Source organism: Ferruginibacter albus, from assembly GCF_020042285.1.
In the GTDB taxonomy this organism is placed as follows: domain Bacteria; phylum Bacteroidota; class Bacteroidia; order Chitinophagales; family Chitinophagaceae; genus Ferruginibacter; species Ferruginibacter albus.
Genome location: NZ_CP083388.1, coordinates 3,021,990 through 3,044,405, shown reverse-complemented (window position 1 = coordinate 3,044,405; position 22,416 = coordinate 3,021,990). Strand labels below are relative to the sequence as shown.

The following is a 22,416-nucleotide window of genomic DNA, read 5'->3' as shown; positions in this document are numbered from 1 at the left end:
GATTTGGATTGATTATTTTTTCTGAAAAACAAGTCCGGTTCTTTATAGAATCGGACTTTTGTTTTTTGTAGAGATTTTTTTTGCGAATTATTTTTCAATTATGAAATGACCTAATTCATAAACACAAAAAAACCGGGCACTCGCCCGGTTCGGTCTTACATAGGAAAATATGTTTAGTTAACTACGAGTTTTAAAATCTTGGTTTCTGCCGATCCGGTTAAAACAATATTATAAACACCCGGAGCTTTACCGGCAACATTATATTGTAATTGTTGATCACCGGCTGTTACTGATTTACTTCCCAGATCCTCTACTAATCTTCCAAAGGAATCAAATATTTTAATGCTCACCTTATTGCTTGAGATCATATTGTAATGAATGGTCACATTGTCTTTCGCAGGGTTAGGGAATACTGCAGCATTGCTTTCATCGATCGTTGGTCTTGAAGCAAGGCAATTACCAGGCGTAGGAGAATCTCCGGTAATTTCCAGCCAATCTATATCTGCAAAAGCGCTTGATACCGTTGTTTCCAGGCGGATAACATTTATTCCTGCGCTAAAACTAACGGTAGCAGTTACAGTAGAAAACGTAGTGCTGCCATTTGTTTTAGGAAAAGATATTGCTGAATTTATAGTAGCGCCATTCACTAAAAATTTAGCAGTAGTTGCATTACCCGAACCACTGTTGGTATAACGCCACACCAATGTATATGTTCCGTTCGATGGAACATTTACTCTCCATGTAATTCCCTTGCCACTTGAGTTGGTAAGATTGATCACTTTACTATCGTTGGCTCCACTATTGCTACTGATGATTCCATCATAGCTGCATAAACCGGTGGATGGCGTTGCGCTTTGTTCAATACGAATAGTAGAGCTGCCACCGCTTTGAACAACCTGGAAGTTAGCAGTTATATTTTTATTACCATTGGCCGTTATAGTAGTTGCAGCAGCGGTACCACTTGCATCGCCGCTCCAGTTTACAAATGAATAACCGCTTGCCGGGATAGCCGTAGCCGTTACTACCGTTCCTGAATCATATGTAGCGGCACTTGGGCTTAATGAAACTGTGCCACCGCCTGCAGGTAATACGCTTGTAGTAATGGTATATTTAGGTATTGCTCTAAAATTAGCTGTAACAGTTTTGTTAGCAGTCATTATTACATTTACAGATGTTGAGGTGCCACTGGCATCACCACTCCAACCTGTAAACATATAACCACTGGCGGGAGTTACCGTTAGTGCAACGGATGTTCCGCTATTGTAGCTTGCTGCATTAGGATTTTTAGATATAGTTCCGCCAACTGCAGGATTACTGCTGGTAGTTAATGTATAGGCTGTTACCTGCACTACCTGGAAGTTGGCCGTTATATTTTTATTACTGTTCACTGTTACAGAAACAGAAGTTACCGTACCACTTGCATCACCATTCCAGTTTGTAAATGAATAACCGGATGCAGGAGTAGCTTTAACTGTAATAACAGTACCTGAATCATAGGTAGTTGCACTTGGTGTAACAGCAACAGTTCCACCACCGCTTGGCGCAACTGTGGTAGTAACATTATATTTAGGTATCGCCCTGAAATTGGCTGTTACAGCTTTATTACTATTCATTGTAACAGTTGTTGATGTTGACGTGCCACTTGCACCTCCACTCCACCCAATAAATTGATAACCTGAGTTAACCGTAGCCGTTAGTGTTACCATTGTGGCAGAATCAAAACTGCTGCCGGTTGGGCTGTTAGCAACTGAGCCGGCTCCGGAAGGAGTGACAGTGGTTGTTAATGTAAACTTGCTTGGTGGCGGCGTAGTTGTTCCGCAAGCACACGCAGTAGGAGACGACATGGTGGCACCTGCACCGCAAGCAGCCGTTACCAATGATTTTACGTTGGCCGAAGGTGCAATGCTTAACGTATACGGTGGTGTAAATGCGGTTCCGCTACCTGCCGTATTTCCGCTGGTATTTACAAATGTGTTATTGCGGGATGTTACTGCAGTGAAATTATTTTCATATAGATCGATGGGTAATTTTACATTATCAAAATAATTGCTCTCTACTAATAGGTCTGCTTCCAAACCTGCACGTACGCAATGATTGTTGCCGGTGCATCCAAAATAATTATTTACTACATGTACCTGCCCAAAGCGAACCCTTGGCATTCTTTCTTTACAACCTTGTGCCCACCAGTTGTACATAAAAGTTATTTTAAGTTTTCCGCGATCAGAGGTTTTTGAATCGCTGCTGCCAATCAGATCACAGAACTGGTGATTCTTTGAAGCGGAGGTGTAATAAAATTTACACCAGGTTACAGAAACATAATTGGCTTCATTGGTGATATCCATATTTCCATCCTGTCCATCATATAGTTCACAATGGTCTATCCATATATTGCTGGCTCCTTCAATTGTAATACAATCTACGCCGTCCACATCCACGGCACCGGGGCCTTGCACTATCATGTTGCGAATGATAATGTTATTTGCCTTGACATCAAAGCCGCCAAACAATTTTGCTCCGGGTAAACCGATAATTGTTTTATTAGCAGCGACAGAAACACGGGTGCTTACACCGGCGCCCATAGTACCAGACACGTAAATAACTTTTGCACCGGAAGCTTTAGCTTGCATTTGCAGATCAGCAAGAGTACTAACGGTTACGGGCGTAGCAGAACCACCACCGGTTGTTCCTCCGTTTTGAGTAGCCCATCCGACAGCTTTACATTGGTCCTGAGAGAATGTTGACGAGAAAGACAACATCAGGATAAGCAGTATCCACGATGCTTTAGGCATGTTTTTCATACAATCGTTTTTGGTTATGAATAGGTGTTGAAGAGTGCTTAAAAGGTAGCAGCACAATCGTTTTGTAAAGAAAAGATAGCGAGTATTACAATTACTAGTGAATTAAGAAATTGATTTTTTTACGCAAACGTTATCGGGACGGTTGTTTGAATGAGTAAAGAGATATGAAAAATGAATTGAAGCACACATTTATTTTTTCATTTCATCTTCCATCGTTTTTATACTCTTAATAAGGTTTGGTTTATCTGCGGTCCATTTCTTTGTTTCATCCAGCCATAGATAAAAATTCTTTTTATCTTTTTTTATAAAAAAAGTATGTAATAAATTATAGCAATTTTCACCATTGTAACTTTTATCTGTGCAGGTGGCTATAGCATGTTTACAACTTTCAGCTGCTTTGTCCACATCACCGGACTCTAATTGAGCATAGACTAATTCTTTATTAGTATAAGCATCTGTTGGATCTTGTTTCAATGCCAATTGTAATGCAGCAATTGCTTTGTCGAATAGTTCCAGGCAATTATAAGAAAAAGCCAGCTCTACCTGTAGCCCTTTGTAGTTAGAATTAATAGTGTTCGCTTTTTCGAGGTATGTCAATGCTTTTGCACATTGGTTCCAGCCATTGTACATAAAGCCCCAACGATAAAGCCTTTCAACAGAATTGGTGTCCGTTTTATAATATTTTAACCAGTCAGGAGTTGCTTGTATTTGAAGTTCCTGAAACCTGTTTTGAGGAATGAATGCTACTTTAACATTGTTCGGTTGCAACCTGTATTTAAGGCTTACAGTATCCATCTTTTTTGGAATAAAATGCCCATCTAGAGCTACTTTGAATCTTCCTTCATAATTAAAAGTGAGACCAGCCTGCTCATCAATATAAATAAAACCGTAAGAATAGGAGCTATCTTCATTCATTGAAAAGGCAACCCATTTGTCTTCGCTTTCTACAAAATATTTATCAAAAGTAAGTCCTGTTTGAGCTTTGGAAACTGCGGTAATCAAAGTCAATACAACAAAAATATATTTCATGAAGGTTGATTTTGTTGATGAACGAATTCAAATATATACGAAGTTTTAAACTTGCAATAATAAGCTTACTACAAAAACAATATATACTTAAGAAGCCACCACTAAATAATAATTCTTCTTTCCTTTTTGTAGTAATAAGTATTTTTCGTTCAGAAGGTGTGTGTTATTTATGATCGTTGTTATATCGCTTTCTTTTACTTTATTAATACTTACTGCGCCACCTTGTATATTCTTTCTTGCATCGCCTTTACTTGTAAAAATATTGGCATTCGCAAAAAGCGATACAATGTCTACTCCGTTATTCAATTCATCTTTTGAAAAGGTAACGGTGGGCACGCCTTCCATCACCTGCAGTAATTGATCTTCGGTTAATTGTTTTAATATTTCAGCAGTATCGTTATTAAATAATATTTCAGATGCTTTTACGGCAAATTCATAATCATCCCTGCTATGTACAAAACAAGTGATCTCTTCTGCCAATCTTTTTTGTAATAAACGTTGATGTTCGTTGCCTTTGTGTTGTGCCAATAAGATTTCTATTTCTTCTTTTGATAAGAAAGTAAATATTTTGATGTAACGCTCAGCATCTGCATCCGCAGCATTTAACCAAAATTGGTAGAACTGGTAAGGCGATGTTTTCTTTGCATCCAGCCACACATTTCCTTTTTCGGTTTTACCAAACTTGCCGCCATCAGCTTTTGTCATTAATGGGCAGGTAAATGCAAATGCTTCGCCGGCACTTTTTCTGCGAATTAATTCTGTTCCGGTAACGATATTTCCCCATTGATCGCTACCGCCCATTTGCAGTTTGCAATTTTTATTTTGATGTAACCAGTAAAAATCATAACCCTGTACCAGTTGATACGTAAATTCCGTAAAGCTCATTCCATTGTCGCCTTCCAGTCTTTTTTTTACACTGTCTTTGCTCATCATATAGTTTACGGTGATGTGCTTACCTATATCCCGGATAAAATGTAAAAAGCTGATCTCTTTAAACCAATCGTAATTATTTACAATCTCTGCCGCATTAGGAAGTGTACTATCAAAATTTAAAAAATGTTCTAACTGTTTTTTTACGCAGGCAAGATTATGATTGAGCACTTCTTCACTTAATAAATTTCGTTCTTCGCTTTTACCGCTCGGGTCGCCTACCATGCCTGTAGCTCCACCTACCAACGCAATAGGCTTATGACCATTTTGTTGAAGGTGTATCAATAATATAATAGGAACAAGGCTTCCAATGTGCAGGCTGTCGGCAGTAGGATCAAAGCCGATATAGCCGTTTGTCATTTCTTTATTCAGTTGTTCTTCTGTGCCGGGCATGATGTCCTGTATCATCCCTCTCCATTTCAATTCTTCAATTAAAGAGTTCATTATCAAATTATTTGTCTTAAATCAAGCCGTTTTATCAGCCTGTTATTTTTGCAAAAATGCTTATAAAAACTGATAAAATATGTCTATATTTGTCTGCCTCTTAATTATTCCCTTTCTTATTGTTAAAAACTATTTTTAATAATTCATAAAATATTCTTTGTGAATTATCGTTGCAATTAACTACTACATCACTTCTCATGAAGAAATTATCATTAGCGCTTATCCTTATCACTATAAGTATAGCTTCGTATTGCCAAACCTATAACAATGAGTGGATCGATTACAGCAAAACCTACTACAAATTTAAGGTAGGTGCAACCGGACTGTATCGTATTCCACAGTCTGCATTGGCAGCCGCAGGGTTGGGAAGCGTTGCTGCAGAAAATTTTCAACTCTGGCGAAATGGTGTGGAACAGCCTATTTATACTTCTGCGTTAACTGGTGCTTTGGGCAATGGTGATTATATAGAATTTTACGGATTGATCAACGACGGTAAAACGGATACTAAATTATATAAATACGATTCACTGCAAATGAACAATCAGTGGAGTTTGTATACTGATACTTCTGCCTATTTTTTAACTGTAAATACTTCTTCCTTAAATAAAAGAACCATTAACGTTTTAAACAGTATATCTGGAAATACTTTACCTGCAGAACCCTTTTGTATTTATAAGTTCAAGAAATATTATAAAGATAACCTGAGTCCTGGCTTTGGGTATGACCTTGGAGAAATTGTACATGCTTCTGCTTATGAAACAGCCGAAGGGTGGTGTAGCAGAGAATTTTCAGGAGGGTCTATTATATTGGAATCGAATACTAAATTAAAAATATACACAGCAGGGCCTCCTGCAAGTGCAGATGCTGTTATAGCAGGCACCACTTTCGATGGACATAGTGTTTCATGGGGAGCAAATACTACCAGCTTTGGCACCTATTCTTTAGATGATTTTAATATACTGCGGGTGCATACCGATAATATTGCGCTTACTGCATTCAATGGCGATCTTGCCAATGTGTTTTTTCAAAACAACGGATCTGCCACAGATAGGATGGTAGTAGCTAATTATGTGCTTACTTATCCGAGGAAGTTTGATTTTGACGGGCAGTCGCAGTTTTCTTTTCAATTGCCGGCTAATAATGCAGGCAGCTACCTTGCCATTGGTAATTTTAATTATGGCAGCGCTAATCCTGTACTATACGATCTTACCAACGGACTTCGTTTAACCGGCATTGTTAGCTCAGATACCGTTCGTTTTGTTTTACCACCTTCTGCTACAACAAGAGATTTTGTTTTATTAAGTACAGATCCTTCAGCTTCTTATAGTGTCAATAGTTTTCAAACACGCCATTTTATTGATTACAGCACTACCCCCAACCAGGGTGATTACATGATCATTAGTGATTCATCTTTGTTTAACGATGGTTCGGGAAATAATAATGTTGCCAATTATCGGGACTACAGAAGTTCGGCAGACGGAGGAAGTTATAATACCAAAGTATATGATATACAGCAATTGATAGATCAGTTTGCATTTGGAGTAAAACATCATCCTTCTTCTATAAGAAATTTTTCGGCCTATGCGAATGACAAATTCAGTATAAAGCCTAAGTTTTTACTTTTAATTGGTAAAGGTTTGGATTATGTTGAATATAGAACAAATGAATCAAATCCTAAAATTTTACCACAAGCATTAATACCAACTTTTGGAGCACCGGCTTCTGATAACTTACTAACGGCAACGCGTACAGGGGAAACTACAACTATTCCTATTGGACGCCTTTCTGCCATAAAAGGAAGTGAGATCGGCGAATATCTTGATAAGGTAAAGGAGTTTGAACAGGTGCAGAAAGCCACTGTATCTCCTGATCAAAATGCGTGGATGAAAAATATTGCACAGCTCACCGGCGGATTGAGTGATCCAAGTTTATCAGCTTTGATCGGTGGTTACATGCAGGGATATCGGAACATTGCCATGGACACTTTGTTTGGAGCAAATGTGTATGATTTTAATGAGAACATCAGCACTACTACAGCTACCGGTACCAATACCACCATGCAGGATGTTTTTTCAAAAGGAATGACATTGCTGACCTATTTCGGACACTCATCTCCCAACTCAATTGAATTTAATTTAGATGATCCTCAGAATTATAATAATACAGGAAAGTATCCTGCCATTATAATTAATGGTTGTTTGGCAGGTAATCTTTTTACGTTTGATACATTACGGGCGTTTACAGGTGGTAGCCTTTCAGAGAAGTTTACGTTTGCTGATAAAAAAGGAAGTATCGCCTTTATATCAAGTTCACATTTTGGATTGCCAACGGAACTTAATTTTGTTAATAGTGAATTTTACCGCAACTTCTGTAAAGCCATGTATGGCCAACCTTTGGGGGCTATTTTACAGGCTACAATGACCAACGTATATAATACTTATTATAACGATTACATTGCGTTGACGCATATCGAAGAAATTAATTTACATGGTGATCCTGCTATTCGTCTCAACCCGTTACCTAAACCTGACTATACGTTACAGGATTCCTCTATCAGCTTTGCGCCAACACCCGTTAGCATTGCAGATAGTTTGATAACTGTTACCGTTCAGATCAGCAATTATGGCAAAGCAACATCCGATTCCATTCCGGTAGTGGTGAAGCATACGTTTGCCTCCGATTCTGTAGAAACTGTTTTTGATGGAAAAATAAAAGCAGTTCCTAATAAGGGTACTATGACATTTACATTTCCTATTAATCCATTAACTGATACTGGTTTAAATAAAATAACGGTTATTATCGACCCCAATAATATTATATCGGAATTATCCGAAAACAATAACACAGCCAGTAATACATTTACTATTATAGCAGATGAGATACGCCCTATCTGGCCATATAAATATGCAATAGTAGGCGATCCGAATGTTAAGATATATGGTTCAACAGCCAACCCAACGGCGGCGAAAAAACAATACGTTTTACAAATAGATACAACGCTTCTATTTAATTCTCCATCTATGGTAACAAGAAACGTTACTGATTCAGGTGGCGCTATACAATTTACACCGGGTGTTAGTTTTGTTGATAGTACGGTGTATTACTGGAGAGTAGCAGTTGGTCCGGTAACAGCCAATACAAGGTGGTTAAGCAGTTCGTTCACTTATATTGGAGCAAGTGCAGAAGGCTATAGCCAGGGACATTATTTTCAATACAAAGACAATACGTTTAGTACACTTGGTATCGATAGTATAACCCGTAAGTTTAGCTTTACTGATAAAGCGAAGAATTTATCTATAAGAACGGGTCTGTATGGATATTACGATTGGGATCAAGTAAATGTAAACCTTGATGATGACCGTGTAGAGTACTGGGCATGTAATTTTAATGAGCTGCAGATATTAGTATACGATCCATATACACTTTTACCATGGCAAAATTATAATACCAATGGTTCAGGCCGCTTTGGAAGCAAACCGGTTTGTGTTTTGGCTCCTGCAACCACCCGAAATTTTTTCGAATTTCCTTACGATGATCCTGCTTACCGGAAAAATGCGATACAGTTTTTTGACAGTATTCCTGACGGCTATTATGTTTCTATCACCAATTTTAGCTACGAAGGCAATACTACATTTATTGATGCATGGAAAGCTGATACAGCTACTTTAGGAAGCGGAAAATCATTATGGAATAAATTTCACCAGTTGGGATTAAATGATATTGACTCATTTACAAATAATCTTCCTTTCTTGTTCTTTTTCAGAAAAGGAGACGCTTCCTATCATTCTTATCAACAGGTCGGTCCTTTAGTGAGTTCATATATCAATCAATCCTTTATTTTGCCCGGTAAGCAGGTGCAAGGAACGATGCAATCGCCGTGGCTGGGACCTGTTAAAGCATGGAAGCGATTTAAATGGAATAGTCTTTTATCATCTGACACCCCCCAATCCTTATACAAACGATTTGATATAATTGGAAAAAATGTAAGTGGAACGGAGATAGTTCTCAAAAGCATCTATAATGCAAAGGATACAGATATCTCTTATATAAGTGCAGCTGCTTATCCTAATTTAAAATTGCAGATGTATAATGAAGATGATGTACATGCGCAACCAATGCAATTAAAATACTGGATGCTGACAGCAGACAAGGTTCCGGAAGGTGCGGTTTCTCCTAATCTTTATTTTAGTACACAGGATTCATTGACCATTAATGATACGCTTCGCTTAAGAGTAGCATTTAAAAACGTCAGCAATGTTGCTTTCGACAGTCTTTCTTTACGATTGGTTGTTACAGACAAAACATTGACAACGCATGTTTATACTAATCTTAATAACGGGGCACGTGTTAAACCACTGCAACCCGGCGATACAGCTATTATTTATTATGCCATTCCTTTGTTACAGTATTCGGGACAAAATCAATGGATGCTGGAAGTAAATCCTGCCAATGCACAGCCTGAGCAAATTCATTTTAATAATATTCTGTACCGATCATTCTATGTTTCTAATCCTATTTGCCCCGGCGGAGACGTGTCTTTTACTGTAGGTGCCAGCATTTTAGGAAGCAGTTACCAATGGCAGGTAAACAATGGCAGCGGCTATACTAATCTTAATAACGACGCTGTTTATTCCGGAGTTAACAGCAGCACCTTACTGTTGCATGCGCCTCCAAGTAACATGTATGGTTATCGTTACCGTTGTGCAACTATTAAAAATGGCAATATTAGCTACAGTAAAGATTCATACCTGCAATTTGTTACCTATTGGACAGGTGCTGTAGATACAGCCTGGGAAACAACCGGAAACTGGAGTTGCGGGATTTTGCCGGATGCCAATACCGATGTAGTGATCAAAACAGGCTTAACCAATTATCCGGTAGTAAAAAGTAATTCTGTTTGCAGAAGCATCAGTGCTTCTCCGGGATCTACAATTACAATAAATGTTGGATTTAACCTTGATGTAAAAGGTAATCCTAAATAATAAATTAAGGGCTGCAGCAATGCAGCCTTTTTTACTTGTAAAGAATCTTTTTTAACATAAATCACCACAATGAAAGGACCATTAGTGCGTTTATTAAGGATATTCAGATATGTTGAAAATTGATTTTTACATCAAAGTGTTGTTTAAAAAGGTTTATTAATTACATTTGTTCCATTATTTCTTTCGCCTATGTAGAAGCGCAACTTTACTTATCATTAATGCGTTTTAAATATTGAATCGTCTTTGCCCTTCATAAGTGCAATCATAAACTAACTGGTATATCTATATGACTAAAAACCTGCTTGTTTTTTTATTAAGTGGTTTATTGCTTCCTGTATTGTCCCATGCACAGTTCAGAGAGTATTCCAATGAATTTTTGAACATTGGTGCCGGCGCAAGAGGCATGGCAATGGGAAATGCACAGGTAGCTTCGGTAAGTGATGGTACTGCCGGTTATTGGAATCCTGCAGGATTGGCTGCTGTAAAAGATCATCCTAACATTAACCTGATGTATTCCGACTACTTTTCAGGCATCGGTAATTATATCTATACTTCAGTTGCAATACCCATACAGGACAATAAAAGAACATTAGGAGTCTCTCTTTTACGATTTGCGGTAGATGATATTCCGAATACATTATTTTTAGTGCAGCCCGATGGAACTATAAACTATAATAATATCCAAACTTTTTCTTCGGCAGACTATGCCCTGTTATTGTCTTATGGTCAATACCTGAAACAAACTGAAAATGAGAAGATCAGCTTTGGATTTAATGCAAAGATCATTCGTCGGGTGGTAGGTTCGTTTGCAAATGCATGGGGTTTTGGGTTGGATGCAGCGTTTCAAATGCAAAAGGGAAGATGGCGTATTGGTGCAGTGGCAAGGGATATTACTACCACCTTCAACGCATGGACCTTTAGCTTTACTGACCAGGAAAAACAAGTACTCTATTTAACCAATAATGATATTCCTGTAAAATCAACCGAATTAACAGCACCTCGTTTAATACTTGGCGGCGGCTATGATTTCAGAATAAATAAAACATTGAGCCTACTGGCCGAAGCTAATGCCGATCTGACATTTGGTAGCAGAAGAAATACATTGATAAGTAGCAGTGCCGTAAGTGTAGATCCTCATATTGGGGTAGAATTGGGTATTAATAAAGTATTTTTTGTTCGTGCAGGTGTAACAAATTTTCAGCAGGCGCTGGCAGATGGCGATACATTGAACCAGAAAAAAGTGTGGATATATCAGCCAAGTTTAGGTGCCGGCATTAAGTTAGGGAATGTAACAATAGATTATGCGCTTTCTAATCTTGCCAATCAAACAAGTTCATTATATACGAATGTCTTTTCTCTTAAATTAGATTTGATTGATAATAAAAAACATTTGACCAATAACGAAAAAGAGTAATAGTCTTTAATAAATAATAAGATGAAAAAAATATTAATCCCGATACTGCTGCTGTGTGCTGTTATTGCAAAGGCGCAATTAAATAACAGTTGGATTGATTACAGTAAAACCTATTATAAGTTTTACCTGGGAAAATCCGGGCTGTGCCGCATTAATCAACCGGCATTGGCTGCTGCAGGATTAAGCAATGTGCCTGCAGAGCAGTTTCAATTATGGCGTAATGGAGAGCAGGTTCGTATTTATACATCTGCCGCCAATGGTGCATTAACCGGTAGTGATTATATAGAATTTTGGGGCAAGTCGAACGATGGTAAGCCTGACAAGACATTATATCTCGATCCCAATAATCAAATGACAGACAGCTTTAGTTTGCAAACCGATACAGTGGCTTATTATCTTACAGTGAATACTAATGGTAATAATCTCAGGTATTCAAATGTGATAAACGATGTTGCGAATAATACATTGCAACCCGATGCTTATTTCATGCAAACGTTAAATCACTCATACAAAGATCAGTTGAATCGTGGTTATGCAGTGTTGGCTGTAGAGTATTTGTGGTCTTCTTCGTATGATATGGGAGAAGGTTGGACAAGCAGCGATTTTGGTACCAATCCTTGTTGTCCGCTTACAAAACAATTTAATGGAATGAATGTGTATACCGGAGGACCTGCCAATAATGTGTCATTTTCAGTATCTGTATTCGGTAATGCTCCTAATAACAGAAAATTCAATGTAAAACTGTTTAATAATACCATTATAGATACTTCCGTTAGCTTGTTTGCTACATTGAAAATTCAAAAAGATAATCTCCCGTTATCGTATTTGCAAAGCCCTGATTATTTGCCTGCTTATATGAGCATACATAACAGCACTGATAGTTTGAATGATAGAATAGTAGTAGGCTCTTTATCGATCACCTATCCTTCAAAATTTAATTTTAATGATCAAACTAATTTTTATTTCCGTCTAGCACCTTCTGTTAATGGTAATTATTTAGTGATCGATAACTTCAATAATGGTGGTGTAGCGCCGGTGTTATATGATATGAACAGCGGTAGTCGTTATACAGGAGATATCTCTACCCCCGGGAAAGTAAAATTTGCCTTACCCGGTTCGTTGGATAATATTCGGAATTTTATGCTGGTAAGTGAAGCAGCCTCCAACCTAACGGCTATCAATAACCTAAAATCAAGAAAGTTCATAGATTTTAATATACCCGATAACCAGGGTGATTATATTATCATTTCTCATCCATCTTTATATGATGATGGAAATGGGGTCAATAATGTAGAGGCATACCGTCAATACCGCAGCTCATTGGCAGGCGGCAGCTTTAATGCTAAAATATATTCTATTGATGAGCTGGAAGATCAATTTGGATTAGGTATTCGCAAGCATCCAACTTCTATAAGAGATTTTATAAGATTTGCACAGTCATGGACCGTAAAACCAAAATATGTTTTATTTATGGGGCATGGCATAAGCTACATGGACTATGAACAAAATCAAAGCAGTCCTGCTGCAGGTAAATTAGATCTTGTGCCTAGCTTTGGATGGCCCGCATCTGATGTATTGTTAGCTTGCGATCCCATGCAGATCGTGCCTTTAGCACCTACCGGAAGGATACCTGCTATCAATGGTAAAGAGATAGGTACTTACCTTAACAAAGTACAGGAATACGAAATGAAACAGGCCTCGCCGGATGGCTCAATAAGTGATATGAGCTGGATGAAGAACTTCGTTCACATTGCAGGTGGAGCAGACTCAGCCGAGACTGCTTATTTTGCAAGTCTGTTAGATGGATATAAACGCATAGCAGAAGATACCTTGCTTGGGGCGAATGTACAGACCTTTAAAAAATCATCTACCGCTTACGTAGAACAAATAAGCGGATCTGCTATACAGCAATTAATAAATAACGGACTAGGTTTTATTGGCTATTTGGGGCACTCTTCTGCCAATACACTTGCCTTCAATTTAAGCGAGCCAACAGATTATACTAACCAGGGCAGGTATCCTTTCTTTAATGTGAGTGGTTGCAGCGCCGGTAATTATTTTGGTTTTGATTCAACCCGACTAAATGGAAATCTTTCTATTTCAGAAAAATGGACATTGGCAAACGAAAGAGGTTGCATTGGCTTTTTAGCAAGCACATCTTTAGGTATACCTACATACCTTAACACGTATAATACAGAACTGTATAGTTTGTTCAGTAACGACATGTATGGTAATACGATAGGTAACCAGATAAAAGAAGTGATACAAGCAACAGGAGGAACATCGCAATTATTAGGCGTGAACGGCGGAGTGTATATGCGTTTACATTTGGAGCAGATCAATTTAGATGGCGATCCTGCTATCAAACTAAGCAATTTTACTTTACCTGATTATGCGATCGATGAATCGTTAGTGAAAATCTCACCCTCTATTATTTCTGTAGCAGATAATAATTTCAATGTTAGTATCGCTATAAAAAATTTGGGCAGGGCTATTACTGATTCAATGAGAGTTACTGTAAAACGTCAATTGCCGGATGGTTCTTTTAAGATATTGTTTGATCAAAAAATAGCAGCTACAAAAAATACTGATTCATTAAACTTTACGGTGCAAATTAATCCGGCAACAGACAAAGGGGATAATAAATTAATGGTGGTATTGGATGCGGATTCACATATTACAGAATCTTCCGAAACAAATAATTCTGTATCAAAAGACTTTACCATTTTTGAAGATGAACTGAAACCTATCTATCCCTACAATTATTCTATCGTTAATCAATCTAATATAAATTATGTAGCAAGTACCGCTAATCCTTTAGGTGGACAACGGCAATATTTTATGGAATTAGATACCACTGCATTATTTAATTCTCCTTTTAAAAAATCTTACAACAATACAGGAGTGGGTGGTGTAATTACATTCGGTCAGCCTGCTATCAATTATACCGATAGCACTGTGTATTATTGGCGTACAGCTATTCAACCATTATCATCTTCTACACCGATAATCTGGAATCCATCTTCTTTTGTGTACTTGCCTAACAGCAGTACGGGCTTTAATCAATCGCATTACTATCAAGAGTTGAATAGCACTTATACGGATATTCGTCTTGATTCTGTTGATAGGTTACTAAAGTTTGTTACTACACCGGCAAGTCTTAAAATTAAAACAGGATTATTCCCTTATTATAATTGGGATCAGATAAATACCTATCTGGATTTTACTCAGTTGGAATTTTACGGTTGTAATTATAATTCTATACAGGTAGAGGTTTTTGATAGTGCAACCTTAATGCCATGGAATAATTATGACCTGGGAGGAATTGGGCGATTTGGTAGCAAGCCTGCCTGCGGACAATCACCGGTAAAACCTTATCGTAATTTCTTTGAGTTTCCTTACGCAGATCCTGCTTATCGCAAAAATTTAATAAACTTTTTTGATAGCATACCGGATGGAATGTATATTTCGCTTACTAACCTGGGAGTAGGTAATAATATTTATAATGAACCACCAAACGCTTCTTTTATTGATGATTGGAAAAAAGATACGCTTACATTAGGCGCCGGAAATTCTTTGTACAACAAGCTAAAGAATATTGGTTTTACACAGATCGATAGCTTTACGCATAATATTCCATTTATTTATTTCTTCCGCAAAAACAGGAGCTATGCACCACAGCAATTTGTAGGTCGTACTGAGAGCGATTCATTGGAAGCCATATTCCCATTATCAACAATTGTTGATTCAGGCTTTGTACAATCACCGGTATTTGGCCCGGCTAAAAAATGGACAAGCCTTCATTGGAGTGGAAGATCATTAGATAAAGCTGTTGGAGATACGGTTCAAATACAAGTATATGGAATTGACGCAAACAATAATAAAGTATTGCTTACGTCGTTTATGCCATCGGCTATCGATACTTTATCTCTAAGCTTTGTAAATGCCACCACATATCCTTTTGTACAATTAAACATGGTAAACAAGGATAATAATTTCCTTACGCCAAACCAGCTAAACTATTGGAGAATAAATGCAGATTATGTACCGGAAGGTGCAGTAGCGCCTAATATATTGTTTAACATGCAGGATACTGTAGTACAAGGCGCAAAAATTCCTTTTGCATTGGCATTTAAAAATATAAGCCCCGTTCAATTTGATAGTTTAAAGATAAGGTTCAGAATTACGGATGCCAGCAACAATACCACTGATATCGCAATACCTAAAGGCAAAGCATTATTGTCAGGCGATACGTTGGTGATCAGAGATACTATTGATACAAAATTGTATGCCGGCTTAAATACACTATACGTAATCGTTAACCCTGATAACGATCAGCCGGAACAATATTTATTTAACAACTCCATTTATAAGAACTTCTTTGTAATAGCTGATAAATACAATCCTTTACTGGATGTTACGTTTGATGGAGTGCATATACTTAATGAAGACATTGTTTCATCCAAGCCACATATCACCATTAAATTAAAGGATGAAAATAAATTCCTTTCTTTAAATGACACGTCGTTATTAAAAGTGCAGGTGTTATACCCTGATCCTTCTAATCCTACCATACCATCGGTACCACGTCCTCCATTTGTATTCGGAGATACGATGCAGTTCATTCCTGCAGATCTCAGCAAAGGAGAAAATACGGCTTCTATTAATTTAATGCCAAGCTTCCCGGTAGATGGGACATATGAATTGATCGTTTCGGGTAAAGATGTTCAGGGTAATACTGCCGGCAACCTGGAGTATAGGGTAAGCTTTACCGTTATTAATAAAACAATGATCTCTGAATTGTTCAATTACCCGAATCCATTTACTACCTCAACTGCTTTTGTGTTTACACTTACCGGCAGCCAATTGCCGCAGAATATGCGCATACAGATATTAACTATTACAGGTAAAGTGGTGAAAGAGATCATGCAAAGCGAGTTAGGACCTTTACATATCGGAAACAACATCACAGAGTATAAATGGGATGGCACTGATATGTATGGACAAAAGCTTGCCAATGGCGTTTATTTATACAGGGTGCTTACTAATTTAAATGGAAAATCAATTGATAAGTATACCGGTACCGACGCTAATAAAAACCAGGTAACAAATGGTTTGGGTGATGCAAGTAAATATTTTAACAGCGGTTACGGTAAAATGTACCTGATGCGATAATGATATAGTAACTATAAAAAAACTCCCGGCTTTTTAGTCGGGAGTTTTTTTATGCCTGAACTGATTATATTTCTTAAATAATAGAGATCATGAATGTTTAACTACGAGTGATTCATATTCTTGGTGCCTTTTAATGTATGTATTGATATAAGGGCAAAGTGGTAATACTTTTAAATTATTCGTTTTTGAATATTCCAAAACATGTTTTGCCAAAGAAGAGGCGATGCCTTTGCCTTCCAGTTCCGGCGGTACTTCTGTATGCAAAAAAGCAATGCCGCCATCAAATAACCCGTATTGAACTATTGAGGTTTTTCCGTCAATAGTAAGCTCAAAACGTTCAGCTTCTGTATTGTTGATAATGTCTTCCATAATTTAAAATATAATGAAAGTTACAACGCTACTTTAATCTTAACAAATGAATAAAGTCGGTTGTGAGCAATGCAAGTAACTTTGTTTTATTAATTAATGAAGATGCGTAAGTCTTGTTTGTTTCTTTTTGTAAAATGCCTGTTGCCATTTTTTGTTTCTGCACAGGCAGAAGAGTTTTATGGCTATTTTTCAAGCTGGACAGATCTGAAAATAGCCTATCATGCTGCAGGCAACGGAATTGCCGATGATACAAAAGCAATGCAACAGGCATTGGACGAATTAGGCAGCAATGGGCACTCGCCTGTATTGTATATTCCAAAAGGAGTTTATCGTATTACAGCTACTCTAACAATGCAATCTAAAAATAACATTGTTATAATTGGTGAAGACCCTTTAAACACTATTATTAAATGGGACGGTGAAGAAAAAATGAAAATGCTTTCTTTAAATGGGGTGGCTTATAGTGAATATGCAAGAATAACATGGGATGGAAACAACAAAGCATTAGCTGCAGTGGCACACGAGTGGGATAGAAAAGTGCAATATGCTAATTCTGGTACACAACATTGTGATGAGATATTTAAGAATGTAGCAGTTGGCTTAAAATCAGGGCCCAATATGGATGCGGAGTTTAGTATACGTCGTTGTCGTTTTTACAATTGTTCATCAGCCGGCATTTTTTTAGGTGGCCCCAATGCGTTGGATTGGTGGATATGGGACGCTTATTTTGAAAATTGTTATACAGGTGTTTCAAATAATGTGCCTGGGAATGGAGCCGGAAATTTTCATGTGTATAGAAGTGTTTTCAACCATTCAACACATGCTGACATCTCGTTAGGTAATTCTAATTATTTTTCTTTTAGAGATAACCTGTCTTATAATTCCAATGCTTTTTTTATTGCAAGTCAATTTAGTAATACATCTCCCATAACAATACAGCATAATACTATCTTTTCAACAGCCGGTAAAATAATGGTTGACATGTACACAAAAGGCAATGTGCTTTTTTTAGATAACACATTTATCACTCCGGATTCAAATAAAAATTTTGTGATCCATTATGAAGATGCTTATAAAAATACGTTGCCGGATCTGACAATGATCGGCAATTCATTTACCGCAAAACAAAAAATAATAAAGCAAACAACCCGGAGCTTTATTGATATTGATAATAAATATGGTGTACCTGTACCTAAACAGATCAAGCCGCTGCCTAAAGCTTTTGCTCCATTAATTAAATATAAGTTGTATGAAGTAAATAATACAATGAATGCAGATGCGATCCAGGCAATAATTAATAAAGCATCTAAAAATGCAACAGCATTGATTCATTTTAAATATGGCGTTTATAATATTTCAAAAACATTGACCATCTCTGAAAACTCTTCTGTACTATTTTGCGGAGATGGCTTTTCAACGATATTGAAGTGGATGGGAGATTCGGGGAAAGCTGTAATACAAGTTAATAATGCAAGACAGGCAATTATTAAAAACGTGAAAGTAAGCTGCAGCAAAAAAGCAGATGGTATTTTAGTATATGATAATAATAAAACCGGTAACACTATCTATGCAAATGAGTTGCTTACTTATGCCGCAATAAGATCAAACCTGCTTATCAATAATATTACAAATACTGATCTTAGGTTTGAAAATTTGCAACATAATTATTGTAATGCTGTTTCGGTGCAGATGAGTGGATCGGCATCACAATACTCCTCTTTATTAAAAATTTTTGGCGCTGCTTCTATTAATAATAAATATTCGTACCAGGTAAATGATAATAAAAAGATGCTGGTGTACGACCAATGGTTTGAAAATGGGGGAGGAACTAATTTTATTACATTAAAAGATAAAGGAGAATTTTATATGAACGGAGCAAAGATTGCCGCAGCTTCCAAAGAAAAATTGCCCGTAATAGCTATTGATAGTTTCTCCGGCAAAGCGGTAATTGCTGAAGCAATTTATAACACGCCTAATAAAACTACCAGCTTTAATAATCCTTCAGGAAAAGCAAAAATGTTATTATTGGGAACGCTTAGCTGGACAGATTCTACCAATAATTTTTACAAGTTGATATCTGATACTGTTGATTATGGTATCCTTAACTGCAGGTATAATGTTGGTCCTGGCTCTATTCCATTGCCGGACCAGGGAAATAAGAGTAACACGTTCATAAAAGAAATGTTGTCAACCATTCGGTCCACATTGGTCTCTGCAAAACCGGCTTATATAAAACTTGCTTCGCATTTTACCATTGATAGAGTGTTTATTGAAAACGGCATCAATAACCTGCACGTGGAAAAAACGCCATGAAATTATGCTAAGGCATTGTATAATATTTCTACGGTATGCAATGCATGTTTTTTCGTTCCGTCTTTTATTTGATGACGGCAACTAGTGCCCGGTGCAGCAATGATTACATCGTCTGCCGCATTACGTACAGTGGGTAATAAAACCAATTCGCCGATCTTCATCGAAATATCATAATGTTCTTTTTCAAACCCAAAAGAGCCTGCCATGCCGCAACAGCCTGAGGGTATTGTTTCAACAGTATAATTTTCAGGAAATGACAATGCTTTTACTGAAGGGCTAACTGCATCCCATGCTTTTTGCTGGCAATGCCCGTGTAATTTTATTGATCTTTTTTCTTTAGTGAATTGTTCCCTGGTAATGTTTCCTTTCTCCATTTCTTTCGCAATAAATTCATCAATAAAGAAAACATTTTTTGAAAGTTGTTTGGCAGCCTCAAAATTTTCATCCGTTGCCAGGTCAATGTATTCATCTCTGAAAGTAAGGATGGCAGAAGGTTCGATGCCAATCAATGGAGTTTGATCGGAAATAAGTTTATTTAGAAGTTCAATATTCTTATTAGCAATTCTTTTTCCTTCACGGATCAATCCTTTTGATAAATAAGTTCTTCCACTTTCTATATGATCAGGAATAATTACTTCATAACCTAATTTCTCTAATAATGAGATTGCTGTAATGCCGATCTCAGTGTCGTTATAATTAGTGAACTCATCGCAAAACAAATACACTTTTCCATTTTGGGATTTGGAATTTTTATTTTGGGATGTATGCTTATTGTACCACTTCAACAAGGTAGTCTTATAAAGAGTGGGCATAGAACGTTGTTGCGCAAAACCTGAAAATGATTTTACTAAATTGCTGATGCCTGGAGCTGTCGCAGCAAAGTTGTACAATGCCGGAGCAATACTTCCTAATTTGGATGATTTGCTAAAGTTGGCTATTAGCTTAGAGCGAAAAGGAACGCCATTGGCATCATAATAATGTTGCATGAATTCTGCCTTCAGCTTTGCCATATCAACGTTCGACGGGCATTCTGATTTACACGCTTTACAGCTCAAGCACAAATCCATCACTTCATAAATTTCTTTATGATCAAAGCGATTCAATTTATCGGAATTGGTTAAAAATTCACGTAGAATATTTGCTCTTGCTCTTGTTGTATCTTTTTCATTTCGGGTAGCCATGAACGAAGGACACATAGTTCCACCGCTTAAATGCGTTTTCCTGCAATCGCCGCTGCCATTGCATTGTTCCGCATGTTGCAATACATCCTGGTTATAAAAACGAAATACCGAATTGAAGGTTGGCGTTTGCTGTCCAGGTGTATAACGCAGCATGGTATTCATGGATGGCGTATCAACGATCTTATTCGGATTAAAAATATTATCGGGATCCCAGGTGTATTTTATTTGCCGGAATAGCTGATAATTTTTTTCACCTACCATCTGTTGAATAAACTCGCCGCGTAATCTTCCATCGCCATGTTCGCCACTTAAAGAACCATTGTATTTTTTTACCAGCGTTGCAATTTCTTCTGCAATCGTTCTGAAAAGCCGGTTGCCTTCTTTTGTTTTTAAATTGATGATGGGGCGTAAGTGCAATTCACCGCTGCCGGCATGAGCGTAGTGAACAGAGTATAAATTATGCTTCTTTAAAATTTCATTGAATTCTTGTATGTACGCAGGCAGATCGTTTACATCAATAGCTGTGTCTTCAATTACAGGAACAGCTTTTTCATCACCGGGCAAATTACTAAGCAAGCCCAGACCGGCTTTGCGGAGGTTCCATATTTTCTTTGTGTCATCACCAAACAATAACGGAAAATGATAACCTAAGTTTTGGCTACGCATTTCTTCTTCTACTTGTTTGGCAAGTAAAGTTATTGATTCTCTATCTCCACCTGCATATTCAACAACCAAAATAGCACCGGGATCGCCTTGAACAAAGAACCGGTTTTTACTTTGCTCTGCATTTGCTTTGGTGCATTCTAAAATATAATGATCGATCAATTCACTTGCTCTTGGATGATATTTTAATGCAATCAGATTTGCATGTAAGGCTTCGTCAACAGAATTAAAATGAATACAAAGCAAGCCGGTTGTTTTTGGTGGAAGAGGGTCTACATTTAATTTTATCTCTGTAATAAAAGCAAGCGTTCCTTCTGAACCTGCTATCAGCTTACAGAAATTAAAATCTTCCGTACCTGCTGTAAACGGCGCTGTATCCAACAATACATCCATCGCATAGCCGGTGTTCCTTCTTTCAATACTTTTTTTAGGAAACTCTTTTCTTATCTCAACCTGGTTGTCGTAATTGCTTAATATAGAACGAATGCTCTTATACACTTTTGCTTCTAACGTATCCCCTTCGCATTTTTCATGAAACTCATCAATGTTCAGCGCTTTAAACGTTGTTTCTGTTCCATCGCTCAATAAAGCTTTTACTTCCAATAAATGTTCTCTTGTGCTTCTATATATAACTGAATTTGATCCGCAGGAATTGTTGCCCACCATTCCGCCGATCATGGCACGATTGGCGGTAGAAGTTTCGGGTCCGAAAAACAAGCCATGAGGTTTTAAATATATATTCAATTCATCACGTACAACACCGGGTTGCACCCGTACCCAGTTCTCTTCTTTATTTAATTCAAGAATTTGTGTAAAGTTTTTTGATACATCTACAATAATACCGTTGCCTACCACTTGTCCTGCCAATGATGTACCCGCAGTACGGGGTATTAAGGATGTTTTGTTGGATCGTGCAAATGCAATCAGCTTTTTAATATCACCAATCGATTTTGGAATAGCAACAGCTAAAGGCATTTCACGGTATGCCGATGCATCGGTAGCGTACAATGTACGCATGGTTACGTCAAAATACAGATCACCCTCTAGTTGTTGTGCTAATTGCTGTAAGCCGATATTCATTTATTCTTTTCGTTTTCAATTAAGAAACGCAAATTTAA

Annotated in this window: 9 protein-coding genes; 4 read left to right on the top strand and 5 right to left on the bottom strand. The window is 37.4% G+C overall.

Annotated features, from left to right (window positions below; translation table 11 throughout):
* Positions 1–173: 173 nt before the first annotated feature.
* From K9M53_RS13030 to tyrS, 3 genes are all read right to left on the bottom strand, one after another.
* Complete coding sequence (locus tag K9M53_RS13030; protein ID WP_224015568.1) at positions 174–2,798, bottom strand: InlB B-repeat-containing protein; 2,625 nt, start codon at positions 2,796–2,798, stop codon at positions 174–176.
* Positions 2,799–2,987: 189 nt separating this feature from the next.
* Entirely contained in the window at positions 2,988–3,827 is an 840-nt protein-coding gene (locus K9M53_RS13025) for a tetratricopeptide repeat protein (RefSeq protein ID WP_224015567.1), read from the bottom strand.
* An 87-nt stretch (positions 3,828–3,914) separates the two neighbouring features.
* Positions 3,915–5,201, bottom strand: a complete 1,287-nt coding sequence (gene tyrS, locus K9M53_RS13020) for a tyrosine--tRNA ligase (RefSeq protein ID WP_224015565.1) — start codon at positions 5,199–5,201, stop codon at positions 3,915–3,917.
* Positions 5,202–5,398: 197 nt separating this feature from the next.
* On the opposite strand from tyrS, the gene porU2 (K9M53_RS13015) reads away from it, so the two are divergent.
* From porU2 (K9M53_RS13015) to porU2 (K9M53_RS13005), 3 genes are all read left to right on the top strand, one after another.
* Complete coding sequence (gene porU2 / locus K9M53_RS13015; RefSeq protein WP_224015563.1) at positions 5,399–10,183, top strand: putative type IX secretion system sortase PorU2; 4,785 nt, start codon at positions 5,399–5,401, stop codon at positions 10,181–10,183.
* A gap of 286 nt (positions 10,184–10,469) precedes the next feature.
* Entirely contained in the window at positions 10,470–11,597 is a 1,128-nt protein-coding gene (locus K9M53_RS13010; RefSeq protein WP_224015562.1) for a putative type IX sorting system protein PorV2, read from the top strand.
* Between the two features lie 21 nt (positions 11,598–11,618).
* The gene (porU2, locus tag K9M53_RS13005) at positions 11,619–16,772 is read left to right on the top strand and encodes a putative type IX secretion system sortase PorU2 (RefSeq protein ID WP_224015560.1); all 5,154 of its coding nucleotides are present in this window, start codon (positions 11,619–11,621) and stop codon (positions 16,770–16,772) included.
* A gap of 87 nt (positions 16,773–16,859) precedes the next feature.
* Here the strand turns inward: porU2 (K9M53_RS13005) and K9M53_RS13000 are convergent, their stop codons facing one another.
* Positions 16,860–17,141 carry a GNAT family N-acetyltransferase gene (locus K9M53_RS13000; protein WP_224015559.1) on the bottom strand — a complete coding sequence of 94 codons (282 nt, stop codon included), beginning with the start codon at positions 17,139–17,141 and terminating at the stop codon, positions 16,860–16,862.
* Between the two features lie 102 nt (positions 17,142–17,243).
* Between K9M53_RS13000 and K9M53_RS12995 the strand changes: the two genes are divergently transcribed.
* Complete coding sequence (locus K9M53_RS12995; protein ID WP_224015558.1) at positions 17,244–19,454, top strand: right-handed parallel beta-helix repeat-containing protein; 2,211 nt, start codon at positions 17,244–17,246, stop codon at positions 19,452–19,454.
* A gap of 2 nt (positions 19,455–19,456) precedes the next feature.
* Here K9M53_RS12995 and K9M53_RS12990 read toward each other — a convergent pair whose 3' ends face one another.
* On the bottom strand, positions 19,457–22,378 hold the full coding sequence (locus K9M53_RS12990) for an FAD-binding and (Fe-S)-binding domain-containing protein (RefSeq protein ID WP_224015557.1): 2,922 nt from the start codon (positions 22,376–22,378) through the stop codon (positions 19,457–19,459).
* Positions 22,379–22,416: the final 38 nt, after the last annotated feature.